The organism is Corynebacterium sp. HMSC064E07 (assembly GCF_001815745.1).
In the GTDB taxonomy this organism is placed as follows: Bacteria; Actinomycetota; Actinomycetes; order Mycobacteriales; family Mycobacteriaceae; genus Corynebacterium; species Corynebacterium jeikeium_D.
Window position 1 is genome coordinate 1 of record NZ_KV821802.1, and the last position, 22,050, is coordinate 22,050.

The following is a 22,050-nucleotide window of genomic DNA, read 5'->3' on the forward strand; positions in this document are numbered from 1 at the left end:
TGGCACTTGACAAAAACATAGGGACACCCCCCCCAACTGCTAGATTGTCTCCATGCAGCAGATTCCACGCTTTGACCCCTGGATTGTTCGAGGAACAATCATCGCCCCGTGCGTTCTGGCGATTGCACAGCTTCTGTGGGTAATTGCCATTTCCGACCGACTACCGGAGCAGTTAGCAACGCATTGGAGCGGTAGCGGCACTCCCAACGGTTTCATGCCGCCAATTCAAAGCACATTGATTATGGCCATCATCGTCATCGCATGTGCGCAGATCGGTTGGCTCGGTGCAAAGACCAGCACGCCGCTTGTCGTGCGCAAGCCAATTGCAATAACCAACCTCGCCCTCTGCGGCTTCTTAATCGGCATTGAATTCGCGATTATCATCCCGCAGATCGGCACGACGGACCCTACGACCGCCCGAATCGGCTGGATCTATGCAATAGCCGGCGTCATCATCGGCCTAGTAGCGGCCCTGCTCGTGACGCGCCGCCTCAAGGACTACTCCTCGCTTACCGACGCCACGGTCACCGAGCCGACATCGCCACAGTTGCCCCATCGAGAAGGAGCCCCGACTCCCATCGATGTCAGTGTGACCATCTCTAAGGGGGTCAAGGTCACCCTCGCAGTCTGGTGCGTGGTGTCTGTAGCGCTCGCAGTGTTCCTGCCAAGCCTCGGCATTGTTTTTCTGCTGTGCACGCCGCTATTCCTCATCGCATATGAAACCGGCATGACACTAGACACGGACCCGAAGACAGATTCCATTACCGTTTTTAACGGCTGTGGACCGCTGAAGATGAAACACCCCATTGAGCTTCGAACCATCAAATATGCGAAGCCGGCCACTTATAACTGGGCCGACGGTGGCGGTATTGGGCTTCGACTTGGCAATGATGGCCGCATCACCGTGGCGGCACGGTCAGGCGAGGCAGTCAAGATTGAGACCTCGGGGTCCGATTACACCATCGTCGTACCGGATGGAATGGCTGCGGCTGTCGCGGGTGAGATCAACAGCCGCATCGACGCTATGCGCCAATAGGCTATGCGCTAATAAATCAAGCGCTAACAGATCAGGAGCTAAAAGCCTGCCCTGCGCAGCGCGTCGGCCATGGAACCGCCCTGCTTCTTGTTCTGGGAACCGCGCTTGCGCCCCTTGCCGCGACCATCACCACGACCATCACGGCGACCGCCGTCACGCTTTGGCTTGGCATCCGAGGCGTCGTCGTCAAGCCTGAGCGATAGACCGATGCGGTTGCGTTCGACGTCAACGTCGAGAACCTTCACCTTGACCACCTCGCCCGAGCGGACGACCTCGTGCGGGTCGGAGACGAAACCGCGGGCCATGTTGGAGACGTGGACGAGGCCGTCCTGGTGGACTCCGACGTCGACGAAGGCGCCGAAGGCCGCGACGTTGGTGACGGTGCCCTCGAGAATCATGCCGGGCTGAAGATCGGAGACCTTCTCCACGCCTTCCTTGAAGGTGGCGGTGACGAACTCGGGACGCGGATCGCGGCCGGGCTTGTCCAGCTCGGTCAAGATGTCCTGGACGGTGGGCAGGCCGATACCTGCGGACTCGTCGACGAAGTCTGCAGCACGCACCTTGGACAGGACACGGGAGTTGCCGATGAGCTCCTGGACACTAACGCCGGTCGAAGCGGCGATGGCATCGACGACGCGGTAGGACTCCGGGTGCACGGCGGAGGCATCCAGCGGGTTGTTAGCGCCGTGGATGCGAAGGAAGCCGGCGCACTGCTCGAAGGCCTTCGGGCCAAGACGCGGAACCTTCAGCAGCTCCTTGCGGGAGGTGAAAGCGCCGTTTTCGTCTCGGTAAGCGACGATGTTGTCCGCAACAGTCGAGGACACGCCAGCAACGCGACCGAGCAGCGGCGCAGAGGCGGTGTTGACCTCCACGCCGACAGCGTTGACGGCATCCTCGACCACGGCATCGAGAGAGTGCTCGAGCTTGGTCTGGGAAACGTCGTGCTGGTACTGGCCGACACCGATGGACTTCGGATCGATTTTGACGAGCTCAGCAAGCGGGTCCTGCAGGCGGCGGGCAATCGATACGGCACCGCGGAGAGATACATCCATGTCCGGGAACTCAGCTGCTGCCAGGGACGATGCGGAGTAGACGGAAGCACCGGCCTCAGAAACCACCACAGGGGTCGGCTTTTTGCCGCCGGCCTGAGCTATCAGGTCAGCGATTTCGCGGGCCAGGGTTTCGGTCTCGCGGGAAGCGGTGCCGTTGCCGATGGCCATGAGCTCCACGCGGTGCGTGGCGCAGAGAGTGGCCAGTTGCTCCTTGGCGCCGGACCAGTCATTGCGCGGCTGGTGCGGGTAGACGATGGCAGTGTCGAGCACCTTGCCAGTGGAGTCGACAACGGCGCACTTAACACCATTGCGGTATCCCGGGTCCAGGCCGAGAGTGGCGCGCTGGCCAGCCGGTGCGGCCAGCAGCAGGTCACGCAGGTTACGGGCGAAGACATCCACGGCTTCGGCCTCGGCGCGCTCCTTCAGTCGAGTGCGGGCATCGAGGGCAGCGGACACCTCCAACTTGGTGCGCCAACCGAAACGAACGGCCTGGTCAATCCACTTGGAGGTACCGCCGTCGGGAAGCTCAAAGGCCTCACGGATCATGTGCTCGTAGGTCTCATCCTCACCCGCATCGATGTTGAGCGTCAGGATGCCCTCGGCCTCACCGCGCAGCACGGCCAACACGCGGTGGCTAGGCATGGTGTCCAGAGGTTCGTTGTGCTCGAAGTAGTCACGGTACTTCGCACCCGCAGTCTCCTTGCCCTCCACCACGGCAGCGGCGGCGGAACCGGAGGACCACACCTGCTCACGGACAGAGCCAACCAAATCAGCATCGGTAGCGAAGCGATCGACCAAGATGGCACGGGCACCGGTCAGAGCGTCCTTCGCATCCTTACCAGCTGCCTCGCCGTACTTAGTGGCCAGAGTCTCGGGGTCCGCGGCTGGGTCGGCCAGCAGCTCCTCCACCAGCGGTTCGTACCCGGCCTCACGTGCAATATCGGCCTTGGTCTTGCGCTTCTTCTTGTACGGCAGGTAGAGATCCTCCAACCGCGCCTTAGTGTCGCAGGCGAGGATGGCGGCCTTCAGGTCGTCGTTAAGCTTTCCCTGCTCTTCGATAGCGGCGAGAATCGTTTGCTTGCGATCTTCTAGTTCGCGCAGGTAGACGACGCGTTCCTCGATGAAACGCAGCTGTGTGTCATCGAGTCCGCCGGTTACTTCCTTGCGATAGCGGGCGATGAAAGGCACGGTGTTGCCTTCGTCGAGAAGCTTGATAGCGGCGGCGACGGCACTTTCGGCAACGTCCGCACCAGTGGCGGCGAGTTCTCGGGCAATTACTGATGAAATCACCCGGGCAACTTTACTATCGTGGAAGTACCAATTGGCGAACGCCCCACAGAAGGCTCGCAGTAATCACCGGAAAAGGAGCCCCATGAAGCAGAAACTCTGTGCCGAATACCTGCGCATTTCCGATGAGGAGGCAGCGCGGTTAGTTGAGGTCGCAGCACCTGCGGCGACCAGCGACGGCGGCACGGCGGGGCTTGTTACCGACGGCGCGGAGAAGATTATCCTGCAGCACTTCGTCGACGTTCCGGACGAAGATGCCCTGGACATCGACACGGACTGGGAGTCCCTGCTGCGCACGTTGACCGGCAATCCCATCGACGGCCAGGCACTCGGCGACCCGCTGGCGGAGGCCATCCTCGGTGCCGACCGCGTCTGCCGCAAGCCGCTGTCTGCAGTCATCCGCGCCGATCGCGTCGGCGACGTGCACCAGACGCTGGCAAGCATCGATCTTGCCGCCCGCATCACGGACAATGGTTCGCTTATCGACGAAGCCACTGCGACACAGCGGTACCGCGAACTCGTGGCCTTCTACGAGGAGACTAAGGCAGCGCGTAGCGCCGTGCTCGTGGCCATCTCCTAAGAACTAGCAGCGCAACTGCTAAGCCGATAACTCCGGCGATGAGGCCGCCGATAACATCGGTGAGCCAGTGCGCCCCGACCCACACGCGCGACAGTGCCACAGCGCCGATAAGCGCGATGATGGCCAGGTCGAGCAGCTTGCGGGCTGTGCGGCGCAATACGGGGATGGCAAGCTGCATCGCGGCCATGCCACTGGAGGTAACCGCTGCCACATGTGCAGAAGGAAACGCCGCATCGTGCAGGTTGACCAGTGAGAACTCCTCTCCCGGTCGGTCGCGGTCCAAAAACCACTTCATGGCATAAGTCACCGCAATTGACGAACCGAATGACGCCGGCAGTAGCAACGCCCACGCACGGAAGCGGAACCACAGGAGTGCCGCAGCAACAAGCGTGACCGGCGCGATGTAAATCGGCCGGATAATCTCGCTCAAAGCCAGCATCACACTATCGACGCGGCCATCCCGCGCCCCATGCAGGTCACTGACCCAGCCCGCAAACGACTGATCCACGCTCCCCGCCAGCTGCGTCTGAGTGAACCACGCCAGTGCACCTAGGACAGCTAGCCAACCAATGACGTGCCGAGGTCGCGCAATTCGAACACGTGCCACTAGCAGTTCTCCTCGGTTACTTCCCCAATGACTCCCTGGATTATTTCCCGGTCACGGGCGCTGAGGTCGACGTCGGCAAGCAAATCGGGACGACGTTCGGCCGTGCGGATGAGCGATTGGTCGCGCCGCCAACGGTCCACCAGCGCGTGATTGCCGCTGAGGAGAACGTCCGGCACTGTCAGTCCACGCCACTCGCGCGGCTTGGTGTAGGACGGCCCTTCGAGCAGACCGTCAGAGAAAGAGTCCTCCTCGTGGCTTTTGCGATTGCCCAACACACCCGGGATCAACCGCACGACGGACTCCGCAATCCCCAGCACCGCCACTTCCCCGCCGATCAGCACATAGTCCCCAATAGAGACCTCACGCACGCGGTAACGATTAGCGGCATCATCAATAACTCGCTGGTCGATGCCCTCGTAGCGCCCGCACGCGAACACAATGTGCTCCTCGTGTGAGAACTCCTGCGCCATCTGCTGCGTAAACGGCTCGCCCGCCGGGGTCGGGACGATCAGCAGGGGCTTCGCTGAATCTTCTTCGCTTAACGACGGCACTTCCGCTGCAGCATAGGAAGATTCCTCGACCAAGCCCAGTTTCTGATCATGGCGGACATTGTCCAAATGTGGCACCGCGGACGTGAGCGACTGCTCCGCTTTCAGCGTCGCCACCTCGTCGAGGGCGGGGCCCCAGACATCCGGCTTCATAACCATGCCGGGGCCACCGCCGTAGGGCGAGTCATCCACGGCTTGATGTACACCTGGCGCCCAGTCGCGCAGGTTGTGCACTCCGACACTCAAAATGCCCTGCTCAATTGCCTTGCCCAGCAGCGCATGACGCAGTGGCTCGAGGTACTCCGGGAAGATTGTGACTACATCGAGACGTAAGCTCACAGCTCCAACAGTCCTTCCGGCGGGGTGATGGTGACAGTAGAATTCTCAAGGTCAACTTCCGGAACGATGTCCTCTACCAGAGGGATGAGTACCTCCCGGGCCCCGTCGTCAAGCGTGACTTCAAGGAGACGATGAGCGGGCGCGCGGACGATAGAAGTGACCTCGCCTATATCGGTGCCGTTATGGACTACGCGCAGGCCTTCAAGTTCAAAGTCATAAAAGTCCTCGTCTTCGAAGACGGGCTCGGCATAAAACTTCATACCCCGATGACGCTCGGCCTCATTGCGGCCCGGAATCTCCTCGAAGCGAATCAGCAAACGCCCCTGGTGCGGGCGTGCCGTTTTCACAGTCAGCTGTTCCTCACGGCCGGCCTGTACACCCAACAGCGTGGCCCCGACTGCGAAACGCCCTTCCGGATCATCCGTTGTCGCATCGACGACGACTTCCCCGCGCACACCGTGGGGCTTGATCACTCGGCCAATAAGCACCATGTCAGCTACCGACACGCGCACACTCCCTCTCTTATAAAGGCTCTGTAAAACACCCTGCGTAAAGCAAAAAGGCGCCACCCAACACTTCGTCTTGAAGTATAAGGTAGCGCCCGGATTAGCTAAGCGGCGTACTCAGCGTCCTTATTACTCGGCGTCCTCGGAAGCCTCGGACTCAGCAGCCTCAGCCTCGGCAGCCTTTGCGGCCTCCTCAGCTTCCTTAGCAGCCTTAGCTGCTTCCTTGGCCTCGCGGCGCTTAGCGGTGATGGCCTCAGCGGACGGGCCATTGTTGGCCTCTTCCAGAGCCTTGTTGAACAGCTCGAGCTTGGTCGGCTTCGGCTCAGCAACCTTCAGAGTGCCCTCTGCACCCTCGAGGCCCTTGAACTTCTGCCAGTCGCCGGTGACCTTCAGCAGAGCCAGAACCGGCTCGGTCGGCTGTGCACCGACGCCCAGCCAGTACTGAACGCGCTCGGAGTCAATCTTGATGATCGACGGCTCTTCCTTCGGCTGGTAGATGCCCAGGTTCTCAATGACCGCACCGTTGCGACGGGTACGAGCATCAGCAACGACGACGCGGTACTGAGCAGTACGAATCTTACCCAGGCGCTGCAGCTTAATCTTGACTGCCATGAGGAGTTCCTCTTTCTTCTATGTCACTGGACAATACTTATGCATCCGAGCTCACGAGTAATTACTAACGAAGTGCCTCGGACCGGTTTTGCCCTTGGGATATTTACACTGCGCGTGACCACCGGGCGGCCGTGGCCGGATCCGATGAATTCGCAGTCGTGCCTCAGCTGAGGATTCTCATTGAGACAACTCGAGGTATGTTACCAGCAGTTTTTGGAAATTAACAAAACTGCGCACTCGAAACGCTGCATACCCACTAATGCTGAACGTCGTTGACAGTGCGGTAACGTAACATTCTATGAAAACCACCGGCACCCAATATAGGTATGACTTGGACGGACTACGGGGCATTTCGATTGCCCTCGTAGTCCTTTTCCACGTTTACGTCGGCCGCGTTTCCGGTGGTGTGGACGTATTCCTCTTGCTCTCCGGGTTTTTCTTCTTCGGCGCGCAGTACCGCAATGCCATCAATCCCCGGCAGTCCATCAATCCATGGTGGAGCATCTGGCGCACGCTGCGTCGCCTAATCCCGACACTAGTGCTGGTCCTCTTTGCGACAACCCTGTTTGTCATTTACTTCATTCCATCGCTTCGCACGATCGACATTGCCCAGCAACTCCGCGCCAGCCTGCTCTACTACCAAAATTATGAACTGGCACTCCAGGGCTCGGACTACGCAGCCGCAGAGAGCGAAACCTCCCCACTGCAGCACCTGTGGTCAATGTCGGTACAGGGCCAGTTTTATCTCGGCTCCATTTTGCTCATCTCCCTACTCGCCTGGATGACGCGCTCACCCCAGATTGTCGGCGCGGTTACCTCACCGGTGGAGGCGAAGCGCACCGACGCTACCGGCGGTAAACTCCGCCGAATCCTCACCCCTTTGCTGGCAGTTATCACTCTCGGCTCGCTTGCCTATGCCTTCTATATGCACTCCGAAAACCAGGGCTGGAACTACTACTCCACTGTCAGCCGCCTCTGGGAACTCTGCCTCGGCGCACTACTCGGACTGATTCTTGTCCGGGGCTCCATCCCCATGCCCAAGCCACTTCGAGTGCTGTTAGCCAGCATCGGCCTCGCACTGGTAGTCTCCACCGGTTTCATCTTCGACGGCGCCGCACAGTTCCCAGGCCCTTGGACCCTATGGCCCCTCGGTGGTGCTGCGCTGATTATTATCGCCGGCCCTGAGGCGGGCTGGATCTCCAAGTTCCTGGCCAGCCGCCCAATGCGCGAAGTAGGCCAGAGCGCCTACGCGCTCTACCTGTGGCACTGGCCTCTTCTCATCCTGGCCATAAACTACCTCAACCGCGATACTCCGGGGCTGAAACTTGGCACCACAGTGATCGTCGTTTCCTTTATTTTGGCCAAACTCACCAACAAGTATGTCGAGCTGCCGCTGGCTCAATCGACTCGCCGACCGACCCGGACTCAGCCCGTCGTTGGCGATGCAATCCACGCAATGAAGCATCGTCGCCCGGCTCGTCGTCTAGCGGCAGTCGGCACTGTTGTCGTCATTGCGTTGGTCGGCATGTCCAGCCTTGTCAACGTGCAACAGGTGCGCGTCGATCGCGCCTCCGCCACCAGCCTAGATCCAGAGGTCTATCCAGGTGCACTCGCGCTTACCGACGGGTACGAGGTCCCCAAGGCAGCCACAAAGCCGAATACCGATTTCATCACGGACCTTTGGCCGGAACCTGCCCTCGATGGCTGCCTTGCGACAGGCGGTGAGGACGTCGGATACTTCCCGCCGAATCGCCGTTGGCGCGATGAGACCCAGCCGTGTGTCTACGGTGATGCAGATGCTAGTGAATCGATTGTCATCGTCGGCGGCTCGCACATGGAACATTGGTTTGCCCCGATTGATGCCTACGGCAAAAACAACGGGTACCGAGTGGTGGTTCTTCTCCGACAAGGCTGTCCAGCGACCTTAGAACCGATCCACGGAGTCGGCGATATCTGCGTGGCCTGGACTTTCGAGGCTCTGCAGAAAATTGACGAGATTCAGCCAGAGATGGTTTTCACCACTGCAACCAGACCCTTGTTCCAGGCGGACCCACCGCAGCCCGGCGACTACACACCGGATGGTTACGTTTCGTTTTTCGCTGCTCTGCAAGAACGCGGAATTGATTTCTTCGCCATCCGCGATAACCCATGGGCGCTACGGGAGGACTTGGACCAATTCTCCCCCAGCGTATGCGAAGAAGCGGAAGAAGACTGCACTATCCACCGCAAAACTGCCCTAAATGCAGAAAATCCCGCTGAGGAGATTCTTGCGAACTTCCCCAACGGGCACAGTCTAGATTTCTCCGACATCTTCTGCGGTCCGACCACCTGCCGTAAAGTTATTGGCAATATCTACGTCTACCGCGACAGCAATCACATCACCGATGAACTAGCGGCCACTTTCAGTCCTGAAATGGACCGCCAGATTCAGAAGGCTCTGCGGGACTAGCTACTTCTAGTCCCCGCTACTTCTTGCCCTGTCCGAAGTCGAGATTGTTGAGGTCAAAGTCCTCCATACCTTCTGGCAGCTGATTACCCATCTGCTTCTGCAGCTTCTGCAGTTCAGCCATGCTAGGCATACCCGGCATGCCCTGCATACCTGGCATTCCAGGCATACCGGGCATTCCGCCACCGCGCATTGCCTTCGGCGGCGTTGGACCACGGTTAGCGCCCTTGCGCTTATTCTTGCCCTTGCCCTTTCGACCACGCTTGGCCTTGCGGTTCGATGGGCGACCACCGCCCATACCAAATCGGCCGGCCATCTGCGCCATCATCTTCCGCGCCTCATTGAAACGCTCGATGAGCTGGTTAACCTCTGAAACGGACACACCGGAACCGTTGGCGATACGACGACGTCGTGAAGCATTCAAAATCTTCGGATTCTCGCGCTCTTCCGGAGTCATACCGCGGATAATCGCCTCGATGCGGTCAAGCTGCTTTTCGTCGACCATTTCCGCGGCCTTGGACATTTCCGCGCCGCCGGGGAGCATCTTGAGGATGTTGCCGATTGGGCCCATCTTGCGGACCATCATCATCTGCTCGAGGAAGTCCTCGAGAGTCAGCTCGCCGGAACCAATCTTCTGGGCGGACTTGGCAGCCTGCTCATGATCGATTTCCTTGGAAGCGACCTCAACCAACGTCTTCAGGTCACCCATGCCCAGGATGCGGCTGGCCATACGGTCTGGGTGGAAGACGTCAAAGTCCTCCAACTTCTCGCCCGTGGAGGCGAACAGAATCGGCTTACCGGTGACCTCACGGATAGACAGTGCAGCGCCACCGCGCGCGTCGCCATCGAGCTTGGTCAGTACAACGCCGGTGAAGTCAACGCCGTCTCGGAAGGCCTTGGCGGTCTCTACCGCATCCTGACCAATCATGGAGTCGATGACAAACAGAACTTCATGCGGGTTGATGGCATCGCGAATGTCGCGAGCCTGCTTCATCAGAACCTCATCGATACCCAGGCGACCTGCGGTATCGATAATCACCACATCGTGGCGATGCTGGCGAGCATAAGCGAGGCCACGGAACGCGGCGTCAACTGGGTTGTCCTCGCTGGTGCCCATTTCATGGGTGGAATCGAGGCTGGTGCCCGGGAACGGTGCGAAGCACGGCACGCCTGCACGCTCAGCGACAATTTCCAGCTGCTGCACCGCACCTGGACGCTGCAGGTCACAGGCGACGAGGACCGGGGTGTGCCCCTGATCCGTGAGGTACCTGGCCAATTTACCGGCCAAGGTGGTCTTACCAGCGCCCTGCAGACCGGCCAGCATGATAACTGTTGGTGGCTGCTTCGACATATTCAGCCGTCGAGTCTCGCCACCGAGGATGTTAATCAGTTCCTCATTGACGACCTCAATAATCTGGTTTGCCGGGTTGACAGTCTGGCTGCCAATAATTTCGTTAGCGCGTTCCTTGATGCGCTTGATGAAGGTACGGACAACCTCGAGGGAGACATCGGCTTCCAGAAGAGCCAGCCGAATCTCGCGGGCGGTGGCGTTAATATCCGCCTCAGTCAGGCGGCCCTTCCCGCCCAGCCCCCGCAGGGCACCCGTCAAACGATCGGAAAGAGACTCAAACAAGTTTCCAGCTCCCCTTTTGCCTTGTTTTTTCTTAACTGTTCTACCGTACCCGCTGGATACTCCATTTGGCACATATCTACAGCTTCGCCTATCGACAACGATTGCAGCCCACCCACCCTAAATGCCCCGATTCGGGTGTAACCAATAGGAAGTAAAAAATAGCAATAGGACGAAGCTCTTTTATTCTCAAGGACGTTAGATTACTGTTCGTTATTTTAACGTGACAATTAAACGAGCCTCCAGATATGAATGCCCTACTGCATAAAGAACGTTTATCCAACCCAGTTACCACCAGCTAGGTAACAGAAAGATAACGCCAGTGGCTAGCTTTTGCTAAGGCCACCCTTAGTAAGACCCCCCCCGGAATGGTGTAAGCCAAATAGCAAACCGGCGGCATTGCAGCAGGTCAAAGCACGCCACTGCGCACCTGATGTTATTCCTATAACTACCTCCAATACCGTTCATATATCAACCAGTTTATGGTTAATCATGAACCTAGTTAACCGCAGTTGGCCTGGTTTTATTTTCCGCCGTGCACGATGAGGGATGAACGGCGAAATCATATTCATTGGTCTCTGACCGTTTGACTCCTTGAGAGGTTTTCATGAAGAAGTTCACCACGGCTATCGCCGCCGCTGCCTTCTCCGCCAGCATGATTGCAAGCGCAGGCACCGCTACTGCACAGATTCCGGACTCAATGCCGACCGAGTGCCCCGCCGGCCAGCACTTTGAAAACGTCGGAGGCACCTTCCAGTGCGTCGCAGACCAGCCTGAGCAGGATTCCACTGACGGAATTCCGGCCCCAATGCCGGACAAGTGCCCAGACGGGCAGCACTTTGAGAACGTCGGCGGAACCTTCCAGTGCGTCGCGGACCAGGAAGCTCCTAAGCCCGAAACACCGGGCGACAATGAGTCCCAGCCGGGCGACCTGGGAAACCCAGGCATTTCTGATAAGCAGTGCCCGGAGGGCGAGCACTTCGACATGAGCAAGCCAGTCCCAGGCAACCCGAACGTCTTCGGTGTCTGCGTCAAGGACGAGGCGAAGCCGGACACTGACAAACCAGGCACGGACAAGCCGGACACCGAGAAGCCAGGCAAGGACGGCAAGGACGGTAAGCCGGGCAAGGACGGCAAGGACGGTAAGGACGGTAAGGACGGTAAGCCAGGTAAGGACGGCAAGGATGTCAAGGTAAACGTTGACATCAAGATCTCTGCTGAGTGCAAGAACGAAAACAAGTGCACGAAGGAAGAGAAGAAGGCCAAGGAAAAGGCCGAGATGAAGGCTTCCGAGTCCAAGAAGACGACCTCTTCCGAGAACGTAAAGAAGGTTTCGGACTCCAAGAAGTCTGAGCAGAATACCTCTGAGTCCAAGAAGGCTTCTTCGACTCAGAGCACTGGCCTGGCAGCCACCGGCGTTGACGCCACCACCCTGGGTGGAGCCGCTCTGGTTCTCCTGGTCGGCGGTGTCGCCGCTACCCGCATCGCCCGCAAGAACCGCTAAGAAGCTTAGGGTTCTACCCCGGTAACGAAATATAAAATGCTCCTGATGCCTATTTAGCATCGGGAGCATTTTTGTGCGCCATACCTCCGAAAAGTCATAACTCCCATAGCTCGAAGCATAAACCCCACAGGCACCGATTTTTTACCGAACCTCTACGCCCCATCCGCCTTTCACCACCCGACACGATCAGGTACCACGCTTCGCTAGCGAAGACAGGAAAATCTCCTGCTGAGTAAACAGTGGCGAGTTCTAAAGATGCTCCAACCACAACGGGTGTACACACTCAGCGTTGTAAATATAAGTTCCTACTTCCCCTTGCTGGGGTTTGGACAAGTCAACAATTTCTCTTTACCCCCTCCCCAAACCCATACCACCAAAGACTGTAATTAGTTATTAGAATCAAAAGTGTGAACAGTGTTCCCCCTTAAGTCCTTTGATTGCAGGGCTTTCCTATAGACATTGTGAGGTTTCCAAATGAAGAAGCTCTCTTCGACCATGGTGGCCGCTGCCGCTTCAGCCGGCATGCTCATCGGCGTTGGCGCTGCCACCGCACAGATTCCTGACCCCGCCCCGTCGGAATGCCCCGCCGGTCAACATTTTGAAAATGTTGACGGTACTTTCCAGTGTGTAGATGACGCTGCAAACCCGGATCCAGGAGGTTCATCTAACGATGGCATCCCACCGGGCGTTGAGGACACCCAGACCTGTCCCGACGGTTCCCCGCGTGACATGAGCAAGATTGACCCGGCAACCGGAGCTTACGGCGCTTGTGGCACTTCAGATGATTCCGGCCCAACTCCGGAGCCCGATGAAGATGCCCCAGAGAATGACGGAATTCCGCCGGGAGTCGATGACACCGCAACGTGCCCCGACGGTTCCCCGCGTGATATGAGCAAGATCGACCCGGCAACCGGAGTCTACGGCTACTGTCCGACCTCCGATGACGAAACTCCGGGCGACGATGAGAACCCAGGCGATGACACTCCGGGCGACGATGAAAACCCAGGTGACGAACAGCCCGGGGAGGACGAGAATCCTGGGGAGGAAAATCCAGGCGACAAGCCCGACAACCCTAAGAATTACGGTAAGAAAACCGGGACCAAGAACACTGGTCTAGCAGTCACTGGTGTTCAGGCGACTGCCCTCGGCGGTGCCGCTCTTGCACTCCTGGTCGGTGGCGTGGCAGCTACCCGCCTCGCACGCAAGAATTCAAAGGATTCCTAGCACAACTCTCCGCTAGATTCCTAGCACCTCAACACTAAAGGCCCCGGAGCCCCGCGTATCCTCTACAGAAATCTACGCGGTGGCTCCGAGGCCTTTATTTTTGCCGGGGGCAACGGGCGACGCTGTACTCACCAATCGATGGAAAATTCACTCATCGATGTTAGTTACTATTTGCGGCCGCCGAGCAGTGCGTCTACGAAGCTCTCCGGCTCAAACGGCGCCAGGTGGTCAGCACCTTCACCAAGGCCAACCAACTTCACCGGCACACCGAGCTCGTTTTGCACCTGGAATACAATGCCGCCCTTCGCGGTACCGTCCAGCTTGGTCAGGGCAACGCCGGTGATGTCTACTACATCCCGGAACGTACGAGCTTGCAGTAGACCATTTTGGCCAACCGTCGCGTCCAAAACCAGGATGACTTCGTCAACCTGAGCCTTCTTCTCCACCACGCGCTTAATCTTGTCCAGTTGGTCCATCAGACCGACCTTGGTGTGCAGGCGGCCGGCGGTGTCGATGAGCACCACATCAGCGCCGGACTCGATACCGTGAGCAACTGCCTCAAATGCAATAGAAGCAGGATCGGCGCCTTCAGCGCCGCGAACGGTCTCCGCGCCAACGCGTCGCCCCCAGGTTTCCAGCTGGTCGGCTGCAGCAGCACGGAAGGTATCCGCTGCGCCGAGAACAACACGGTGGCCACCGGCGACCAGTACACGAGCCAGCTTGCCCGTCGTCGTGGTCTTACCTGTGCCGTTGACACCGACTACCAGAATCACTGCGGGCTTGCCCTCGTGCGGAAGTGCGCGGATGGAGCGGTCCATCTCAGGCTTGCACTCCTCAATCAACACCTCACGCAGCAGGGCGCGCACTTGCTCTTCCGTGCTCACCTTCTGGCTGGCAATACGCTCGCGCAGCTTATCGACGACACGCTGCGTCGCAGCCGCACCGAGGTCAGCCATAACCAGGATGTCTTCAACCTCTTCCCACGCGTCCTCATCAAGGTCACCCGCGCCCAAGATGCCGAGCACAGACTGGCCAATTGCATTCTGCGACCGTGACAGACGACCGCGCAGGCGGCCCAGACGTCCCTCAGCCGGGTCGATGGAGTCAATCTGCTGTTCTGCTTCTGGCTCTGGCGTCGGCTTCGGCGCAGCTTCCGGCTCCGGCTCTGGCGTCGGTTCTGGTTCGGGAGTCGGCTCCGGCTCCAGCTCCGGTTCAGGAGCAGGAACTACCTCTACCTCAGGCTCTGCTTCGGGCTCTGGTTGTGGTTCCGGCTCGGGCTCTGATTCCTCTTCCCCGGCCGTTGGCAAATCGATTGGGATTTCCCGCATTACGCGGTCATAATCCCCCTCCATTTCGGTGGGGTTATCCGGAATAACCAGTCGACCTTCTGGTTTCAGCAGTGAACCGTCCGGCTGATCGGCAGGTATATCAGCCTGCTTTTCCTCTGGCTCCGGGGCCTGCTTTTCAATCGGCTTTTCCGCCGGTTTCGGCATCGGTTTTTCAACCGGCTGCTTCTCGCGGGTATCAGTCCCACCACCGGCCGGAGCGAAGTTAAAACCACTAGTGGCCTGGTAATTTCCAGACTTCTCCTGCTGGGTGAGTTCCTTAGTATCTTCCTTCGCAAAGGAAATGCGCTGGTTCTTCCTGCGGACATAGCCCACAACAAAGAGCAGCGCGATAATAACGACAATCGCGACGACAAGGAGTATCCACTGAGTTGGAGTCATAACTCTCATTATGCAGTATCAACGACTCTTCCTCACTTACTCCGCGCTTACTCCGCTCCTGTCGACGGAGTTGCGGATGCCGGTGACATTCGCTGCGAGATTACTCGAGTCACACCATCGCCCCGCATGGTCACGCCGTAGAGCACATTCGCAACGTCCATTGTTGGCTTCTGGTGCGTAATGACAATCAGCTGACTGGTCGCGCGGAGTTCCTCGAGCAGCGCAATAAGGCGACGCAGGTTAACGTCGTCAAGCGCGGCTTCCACCTCGTCGAGTACGTAAAAGGGACTCGGGCGCGCGCGGAAAATAGCGACGAGCATTGCCAGCGCCGTCAGCGACTTCTCGCCGCCGGAGAGCAACGACAGCCGCTTAACCTTTTTGCCCGGCGGGCGGGCTTCAACCTCGATACCTGTCGTGAGCAGGTTGTCCGGCTCGGTGAGAACCAGTCGTCCGTCGCCGCCCGGGAAAAGCGTTTGAAAGACTGCGGGGAATTCTGCCTCGAAATCGTTCCACGCGTCTGTGAAGAGCTGCAGGATCGTGGCATCGACTTCCTCGACAACATCGGTGAGGTCCTGGCGGGCCTTGAGGACATCATCGAGCTGCGTGGATAGGAAAGAGTAGCGCTCCTCCATCGCCTTATACTCCTCCAGCGCCAACGGGTTGACGCGGCCGAGCACACGCAGATCCTTCTCCGCCTGTTTGAGCTGCTTCGTCACGGCTGCGCGGTCGAAGTTCTCATCAGGAGCAAAGTCCGCGAGCAGGTCATCGACAGACAGCCCCAACTGGTCGACGATGCGCTCTGCAGCCTCGGTCACGCGGACCTGCGCCTGCGCACGGGCGATGTCGCCCTGGTGCGCGGAATCCGTTAGCTGTGCCAGCTCACGTTGCGCCGCATTTGCCTCCGTCCGGGCCGCTGATAGTGCCTGCGACACTGTCTTCTTCTGCGCCTCGGCATCGTCGCGATCGGCCTCTGCCCGCGCCAACGACACGTTGACCTTCGCATGCAAATCCTCAGCCAGCTCCGCGACAACTTCTGCCAATTCGCGCTGGGCAACCTTCGCCATCTGCGCCTGCTCATGGCGGGCCTTCGCTACGCGCTCCGATGCAGCCTGGCGACGGAGCCGCTCGGCCTTGCCTCGTACACTCGACAGTCGCTCCTCTGCCGTACGCAGCGACAGACGCGCCTCTGTTTCCATGGCGCGCACAGCCGTCAGCGCCTCCGAGGCACGGTCACGTTCGCTTGTCGACGGTTCCCCCTCCTCGGGGTCACGGTCAACGCGAGCTAAGCGGTCTGCGACCTCCGCCAACTCCTTCTGGAGCTTCGTTACTCGGTCCGCGGCTTCGGCTCCGCGCTGCTCAGCGCGTTCGGCATCATGCACCACGCCGGACAGCTGCGCTGTGGCCCGAGTTCGGGCATCCGTGAGGACCTTCATACGACTCTGGTGTTCACGCAGCGCAGCACGGGCGGCCGCCGCGTCCGTGCGGCGGTCCTCTTCTTCGGCCTGTGCACCGGAGAGCACACCACCGAGGTCACTCAAACGCACCTGTGCTTCTGCTAGTTCTTCGCGAGTCTTAGCAATGTCGGCGGCGATTTCCACACCTGATGCAGTGCCACCAGCACCGCCAGCTACCCAACCAGAGCCACGCAGCACACCATCGCGGTCAACAACGCGCAGTCGAGTATCCTGGGTCACCAGCTCACGGGCGACGTGCTCGTCGTCGCAGGCCACGACGTCAACGAGCAGAGAGGTCAACGAACCCGAAAGCTCCGCGGGCACTGTCACATGATCGAGCAGCCAGGATGCCTGTGCGGGCAGAGTGATGTCCAAGCGCCAAGAGTCGGATGCATCCGCAGAATTGATAACAACGGCACTGCCCTTGCCCGTGGCCACAAGCTCGTCGATAAGCGAATCTCCACTGCCCTCGCTGACCAGTGCTTCGGCGGCCGCGCCGAGGGCGGCAGTGAGCGCTTTTTCCCAGCCAGCGTCGACATCGATGACTTCAGAGAGAACGCCGAGTTCGTGTTTTTCACGTAGCCACGCGGTGCCGTCGTTGGCAGCGGCGGTGCGGGCGGTCTCCAGAGCTTCGATGCGGGCGGACAGACCTGAGACACTGCGTTCGAGGTCGCGCTCGTCAGCGCGGAGTTCTTTCAACCGTGTAGAGGCCAGCTCTGCTTCTCGGTTGGCCTGTTCATAAGCACTCTGCAGCTCGGGACCTTCGAATTCGGCCTCGGCTAGTTCCTGCGCGGCGTTTTCCACGGCTTCGGTGGCATCGGCACGGCGTTCGTCGGCCTCATTGGTTTGCTCGGCAAGGCGTGCAGCTTCGGCTTCGGCGGCTTCCAAGCGGGTGCGCAGAGATTCTTCTGCGGAAATGAGACGAACCACGCCTTCGCGACGGTCGGCGATTGCGCGAACGGCCGCGAGGTGCTCCGCTTCGGCTTCACGGAAAGTCTCCTCGGCGTCGAAGAGCGTTTCGCGGATTTCCTCCAGTTTTTCGCGGGCCTCTGCCTCAGCCTCAGCGAGCGTGGCTTCTTCGGTGGCGGCGTCGTCGGCCCTCTGCTCCAGGAAGTCCGGGTCTGGGCCTACCCACGGAGCGACGGAGTGGTCGGCCGCGCGATCGGCGGCGATGCGGGCCGTCGCTTGGATACGCTCACCGAGTGCGGAGAGACGAAACCACAAATCTCGGGCAGCATCGGCAGCTGGAGTGATGTCCTCCAGTTCGGCTTCGAGTTCTGCAGTGCGCTCAGCGGCAATCTCGGCTCGCTCCGTGGCGGCCTCCACCTTTTCCTCAATGAGCTTGGCTTGACCAGCAATGTCATTGAGGCTGTCCTGCAAATCCACGAAGTCCGCGGCAGCCAAACGCAACTTGGCGTCGCGCAGGTCTGCCTGCACAGTCTGGGCGCGAGAGGCGGCCTCAGCCTGACGCTTCAGCGGTTTGAGCTGACGGGAAAGCTCACCTGTCAGATCCTGCAGACGGTCGAGATTGGCCTGCATCGACTGCAGCTTGCGCTGCGCCTTTTCCTTGCGACGGCGGTGTTTGAGCACGCCTGCGGCTTCTTCGATAAACGCACGACGCTCCTCTGGCCGCGATTCCAGAATCTGCGAAAGCCGACCCTGGCCGACGATGATGTGCATCTCGCGGCCAATGCCGGTGTCGCTGAGGAGCTCTTGGACATCCATGAGGCGGACGCGAGAACCGTTGATTTCGTACTCACTTGCGCCGTCGCGGTACATGCGACGCGTGACAGAGACTTCCTTATATTGAATGGGAAGTGCCCCATCGGAATTGTCGATGGTAAGAGTGACCTCCGCGCGCCCCAAAGGCTTTCGCCCGGAGGTTCCCGCGAAGATGACATCTTCCATTTTGCCGCCACGGAGGGTCTTGGCGGAATGCTCACCCATAACCCACGCGAGGGCATCGACGACATTCGACTTACCAGATCCATTCGGGCCGACAACTGCGCAGATGCCGGGCTCGAATTTCATCGTCGTCGCCGAAGCGAAGGATTTAAAGCCCTTCAGAGTCAGCGATTTCAAATACATGGGGCAATATCTTACCCGTAGTTACGGTTTGGAGCTGAATTACCCCAAGCACGCACCCTGTTACACAAGATTGTTTACACAGCGTTGTTTACACCACTGCCTGCTTGGCCGACGTGTAGGCCGACTCACCGTGCTGAGCGACGTCGATACCAGAATGTTCCTGCTCGCCGTGGATACGCCAACCGACGGTTGCCTTCAGGACTCGGGCAATGATGTACGTCAGCACGCCCGAGAACACAGCTGCGATGACAGCAATAATGATCTGGATGGCAAACAACTTCAGCCCGTCGATGCCACCGCCGGTAAGCAATCCGCGATCGTTGGCCAGCAGGCCAACACCAATCGTTCCCCACATAGCTGCAACCAGATGTAGACCAACCACATCCAGGGTGTCATCGAAGTTGAACTTGTACTTTAAGCCAACGCCCCAGCAAGCCAGCGCACCGCCGATATAGCCCAGAATGATCGAGGTCACTGGGTTCATATCTCCTGCGGCCGGAGTAATAGTCACAAGCCCTGCGATGACACCCGAAGCGGCGCCCAGCGAGGTGGGATGTCCATCACGAATACGCTCGAGTGAAATCCAGCCGAGCATACCCACGCACGCTGCCACCGTCGTATTCAGCCATGCCAGACCAGCGACACCGTCGGCCGCAAATGCCGAACCGCCGTTGAAGCCGAACCAGCCGAACCACAGCAGTGCAGCACCCAGCATGACGAGTGGCAGATTGTGCGGGCGATGCTGGCTGCCATCGATGGACTTGCGCTTACCGACGATAATCGCCAGCACCAAAGCGGCAGTACCAGCAGCAATGTGCACAACCGTACCGCCAGCGAAGTCAATTGGAGCGATCAATGCTTCACCGTCAGCGGTACCGAACAGCTTTGCCGACAGCCCCTCTGCCGAGTGGCTCAGCAGGCCACCGCCCCAGACCATGAAGGCCATTGGGAAGTACACCAGCGTCGTCCAGAAGCCGACGAAGATCAACCAGGTGGAGAACTTCACACGTTCAGCCAGCGCACCGGAAATCAGCGCCACCGAGATAGAGCAGAACGTGAGCTGGAACCCGATGTCGATGATGTTCGGGTACCCGTTCGCACCTGCGATGTAGTTGCCGTCACCATCCGTAATCGAGTTACGCAGACCGAAGAACTCGAATGGGTTGGCAAAAACACCACCGATCGACTGCGATCCGTAGGACATCGACCAGCCCCACAGCACGTAAATGGCACCGACAACGCCGACCGCACCAAAACTCATCATCATCATGTTGAGCACCGACTTCTGTCGCGACATGCCGCCATAGAACAGCGCGAGCGCCGGTGTCATCAGCAAAACCAACGAAGCCGAAATCAGCATCCACGCTGAGTTTCCCGACTGTGCAATTACTTCTTCAGGCGTCATATGTGCCTCCCCTGTCTGTCAGTAGGTAGTTATTAACTTAAACCACCCGACTTCCGTATTTACGTATTCTTTTTCTCACTTGCGTAGTTGTTCAGCGCTCTAAGACCTCTTCAGCGTCCCAATCGACTACCTCAAGACACGAAAAATCCCCCGCTAACTGCGTAAAAACAATGGCGCAGAGCGAGGGATAGAACGTTTTCGAATTTTTCGGATTCCTACACCGACATGGGGGGGGGAGGAAGGCAGTTGGCACCCCTTAACGACGGTCAAACGTGCTCAATGCACCCTTCGGTTCCTGCCATAACGGCACCACTGCCGTCACATCGCCCGGAGTATTCGGCCCCTCAAGCCAAGCGAGCAAACTCTCACAGTCTGCCCGTGGCCCTTCAGCAACAACTAACACCCGACCATCCGGATAGTTCTGGGCATAACCGACCAACCCCAACTCCAGAGCCGTCGCGCGGGTGTACCAGCGAAAACCAACACCTTGAACACGACCGTGTACCCACGCGGTGAGGCGGACGTCGTTAAGCGACATCGGACTCACGCACTGTCATCGGATCGGAACCGTCCCAGCACTCGATCTTGTCGTGGCCGCGGACGTTAGGCAGATCATCGCGGTGGAATACCGGATTAAGCCCCTTGGACTTCTGCTCAGAGTAGTTCCGCAGAAGCGCGACGGCTACGCCGCCCAGCGGCAGAATAGCGATGATATTGATAGTGGCCATAAGGGCGGAGAAGGTGTCCGCAAGCGACCAGACCAGCGGCACGGAACCGACAGCTCCGCCAATAACGCACAGGATGACCAGCACGCGCACGGTATTCAGGACAGCCTTGCTCTTAGACAGGAATGGGATATTTGCTTCGGCGTAGTAGTAGTTACCCACCAGGGAGGAGAACGCCAGGAAGAAGATGATGACCGTAACCGCGTGGATTGCCCACGTGCCCACCTGCGCCGACAGCGCGGCCTGAGTCAGCGCGGTGCCCTCTGCATCGCCGCCGAAAGTAGGGTCGGACAGCAGGATGATCACTGCGGTGATGGTACAGACGACCCAGGTGTCGAAGTAGACACCCATCGTCTGGATGAGACCCTGCTTGACCGGGTGTGACACCGACGCCGTCGCCGCCGCATTCGGAGTGGAACCCATACCGGCTTCATTGGAGAACAGACCGCGGCGAATACCCTGCATCATGGCGGTACCGACGGCAGCACCAGCAATCTCACGGATACCGAAGGCGTGCTCAAAAATCAGCTTGATCATGCCCGGCACCTCGGTGATGTTGAGAGCCAAGACAATCAGGCCGAGGATAATGTAGGCCACGGCCATAATCGGCACGACGATCTGCGTCACCGCCGAAATACGCTGCACACCACCGAAGATGATGACGCCGGCCAAGATTGCCAGCACAATGCCGACACCGAACTTAAAGATCGGCGCGTCTTGACCGGTCGACTCCGCCACAGCCGCCGTAATCGAGTTGGACTGCACCGCGTTGAACACGAAACCGTAGGTCACCGTGATAGCGATGACGAACAGCGAGGCCATCCAGCGCCAGTTCTCCCCGAGCCCCTTGGTGATGTAGTAGGCCGGGCCGCCTCGGTAAGAGTCCTTATCCCGCACCTTGTACAGCTGTGCCAGCGTAGACTCCACGAAGCTGGTTGCGCCACCAATCGCGGCGAGCAGCCACATCCAAAACACGGCGCCAGGGCCACCGGTGGTGATCGCCACCGCCACACCTGCGACGTTTCCGGTACCCACGCGTGAGGCCGCCGAAATTGTGAAGGCCTTAAAGGCCGAGATGCCCTTGACACCTTCAGAGATATCAGAGGGCTTTTCAGTGATGGCCCTGAACATCTCCGGGATGTACCGGATCTGCACCATGATGGTCCGCCAACAGAAGTACAAACCTGTACCAACTAGCAGAACAATCATGAACAGCCAGTACTTGTCATTCCAAGCATTTACCCAGTCGGTTGCTTGCTCCATGAAACTCATAAGGAAAT

The 22,050-nt window shown here is 59.0% G+C and carries 16 protein-coding genes; 5 read left to right on the forward strand and 11 right to left on the reverse strand.

Annotated elements, in window-relative coordinates; all coding sequences use genetic code 11:
• Positions 1-52: 52 nt before the first annotated feature.
• Positions 53-1,036, forward strand: coding sequence for a DUF1648 domain-containing protein (locus HMPREF3053_RS01365; protein WP_048735516.1), 984 nt, complete (start codon positions 53-55; stop codon positions 1,034-1,036).
• 38 nt (positions 1,037-1,074) lie between these two features.
• On the opposite strand, the gene HMPREF3053_RS01370 is transcribed toward HMPREF3053_RS01365, so the two are convergent.
• Complete coding sequence (locus tag HMPREF3053_RS01370) at positions 1,075-3,378, reverse strand: Tex family protein (RefSeq protein WP_070767137.1); 2,304 nt, start codon at positions 3,376-3,378, stop codon at positions 1,075-1,077.
• An 82-nt stretch (positions 3,379-3,460) separates the two neighbouring features.
• Between HMPREF3053_RS01370 and HMPREF3053_RS01375 the strand changes: the two genes are divergently transcribed.
• Positions 3,461-3,955 carry a DUF1877 family protein gene (locus tag HMPREF3053_RS01375; protein ID WP_049171521.1) on the forward strand — a complete coding sequence of 165 codons (495 nt, stop codon included), beginning with the start codon at positions 3,461-3,463 and terminating at the stop codon, positions 3,953-3,955.
• On the opposite strand, the gene HMPREF3053_RS01380 is transcribed toward HMPREF3053_RS01375, so the two are convergent.
• The 4 genes from HMPREF3053_RS01380 to rpsP form a co-directional block, all read right to left on the reverse strand.
• Entirely contained in the window at positions 3,915-4,562 is a 648-nt protein-coding gene (locus tag HMPREF3053_RS01380; RefSeq protein ID WP_069358772.1) for a phosphatase PAP2 family protein, read from the reverse strand. The two genes, HMPREF3053_RS01375 and HMPREF3053_RS01380, sit on opposite strands and share 41 nt — an antisense overlap.
• Positions 4,562-5,449 (reverse strand): tRNA (guanosine(37)-N1)-methyltransferase TrmD, encoded by an 888-nt coding sequence (trmD, locus tag HMPREF3053_RS01385; protein ID WP_070767138.1) that lies wholly within the window; start codon positions 5,447-5,449, stop codon positions 4,562-4,564. Before trmD ends, HMPREF3053_RS01380 begins: the two co-directional genes overlap by 1 nt.
• Positions 5,446-5,940, reverse strand: coding sequence for a ribosome maturation factor RimM (gene rimM / locus HMPREF3053_RS01390; protein WP_049171609.1), 495 nt, complete (start codon positions 5,938-5,940; stop codon positions 5,446-5,448). Before rimM ends, trmD begins: the two co-directional genes overlap by 4 nt.
• Positions 5,941-6,084: 144 nt before the next feature.
• Entirely contained in the window at positions 6,085-6,567 is a 483-nt protein-coding gene (gene rpsP / locus HMPREF3053_RS01395; RefSeq protein WP_038628648.1) for a 30S ribosomal protein S16, read from the reverse strand.
• A 298-nt stretch (positions 6,568-6,865) separates the two neighbouring features.
• On the opposite strand from rpsP, the gene HMPREF3053_RS01400 reads away from it, so the two are divergent.
• Positions 6,866-9,016, forward strand: coding sequence for an acyltransferase family protein (locus HMPREF3053_RS01400; protein WP_070549645.1), 2,151 nt, complete (start codon positions 6,866-6,868; stop codon positions 9,014-9,016).
• 16 nt (positions 9,017-9,032) lie between these two features.
• Here HMPREF3053_RS01400 and ffh read toward each other — a convergent pair whose 3' ends face one another.
• Complete coding sequence (gene ffh, locus HMPREF3053_RS01405) at positions 9,033-10,646, reverse strand: signal recognition particle protein (protein WP_048735500.1); 1,614 nt, start codon at positions 10,644-10,646, stop codon at positions 9,033-9,035.
• 604 nt (positions 10,647-11,250) lie between these two features.
• Here ffh and HMPREF3053_RS01410 point away from each other — a divergent pair.
• Together HMPREF3053_RS01410 and HMPREF3053_RS01415 are read left to right on the forward strand one after the other, a co-directional pair.
• A complete protein-coding gene (locus tag HMPREF3053_RS01410; RefSeq protein ID WP_070767139.1) occupies positions 11,251-12,147 on the forward strand; it encodes a hypothetical protein in 897 nt (298 codons plus the stop codon).
• Positions 12,148-12,621: 474 nt separating this feature from the next.
• The gene (locus tag HMPREF3053_RS01415; RefSeq protein WP_070767140.1) at positions 12,622-13,371 is read left to right on the forward strand and encodes an intestinal mucin; all 750 of its coding nucleotides are present in this window, start codon (positions 12,622-12,624) and stop codon (positions 13,369-13,371) included.
• 167 nt (positions 13,372-13,538) lie between these two features.
• On the opposite strand, the gene ftsY is transcribed toward HMPREF3053_RS01415, so the two are convergent.
• The 5 genes from ftsY to HMPREF3053_RS01440 all read right to left on the reverse strand — a co-directional run bounded on the left by ftsY (position 13,539) and on the right by HMPREF3053_RS01440 (position 22,033).
• Positions 13,539-15,098, reverse strand: a complete 1,560-nt coding sequence (gene ftsY / locus HMPREF3053_RS01420) for a signal recognition particle-docking protein FtsY (RefSeq protein ID WP_070767141.1) — start codon at positions 15,096-15,098, stop codon at positions 13,539-13,541.
• A 47-nt stretch (positions 15,099-15,145) separates the two neighbouring features.
• Entirely contained in the window at positions 15,146-18,640 is a 3,495-nt protein-coding gene (smc, locus tag HMPREF3053_RS01425; RefSeq protein ID WP_070767142.1) for a chromosome segregation protein SMC, read from the reverse strand.
• Between the two features lie 88 nt (positions 18,641-18,728).
• Positions 18,729-20,045, reverse strand: coding sequence for an ammonium transporter (locus tag HMPREF3053_RS01430; RefSeq protein WP_049171543.1), 1,317 nt, complete (start codon positions 20,043-20,045; stop codon positions 18,729-18,731).
• A gap of 256 nt (positions 20,046-20,301) precedes the next feature.
• On the reverse strand, positions 20,302-20,583 hold the full coding sequence (locus HMPREF3053_RS01435) for an acylphosphatase (protein ID WP_069358780.1): 282 nt from the start codon (positions 20,581-20,583) through the stop codon (positions 20,302-20,304).
• Positions 20,573-22,033, reverse strand: coding sequence for an alanine/glycine:cation symporter family protein (locus tag HMPREF3053_RS01440; protein ID WP_070767148.1), 1,461 nt, complete (start codon positions 22,031-22,033; stop codon positions 20,573-20,575). Before HMPREF3053_RS01440 ends, HMPREF3053_RS01435 begins: the two co-directional genes overlap by 11 nt.
• Positions 22,034-22,050: the final 17 nt, after the last annotated feature.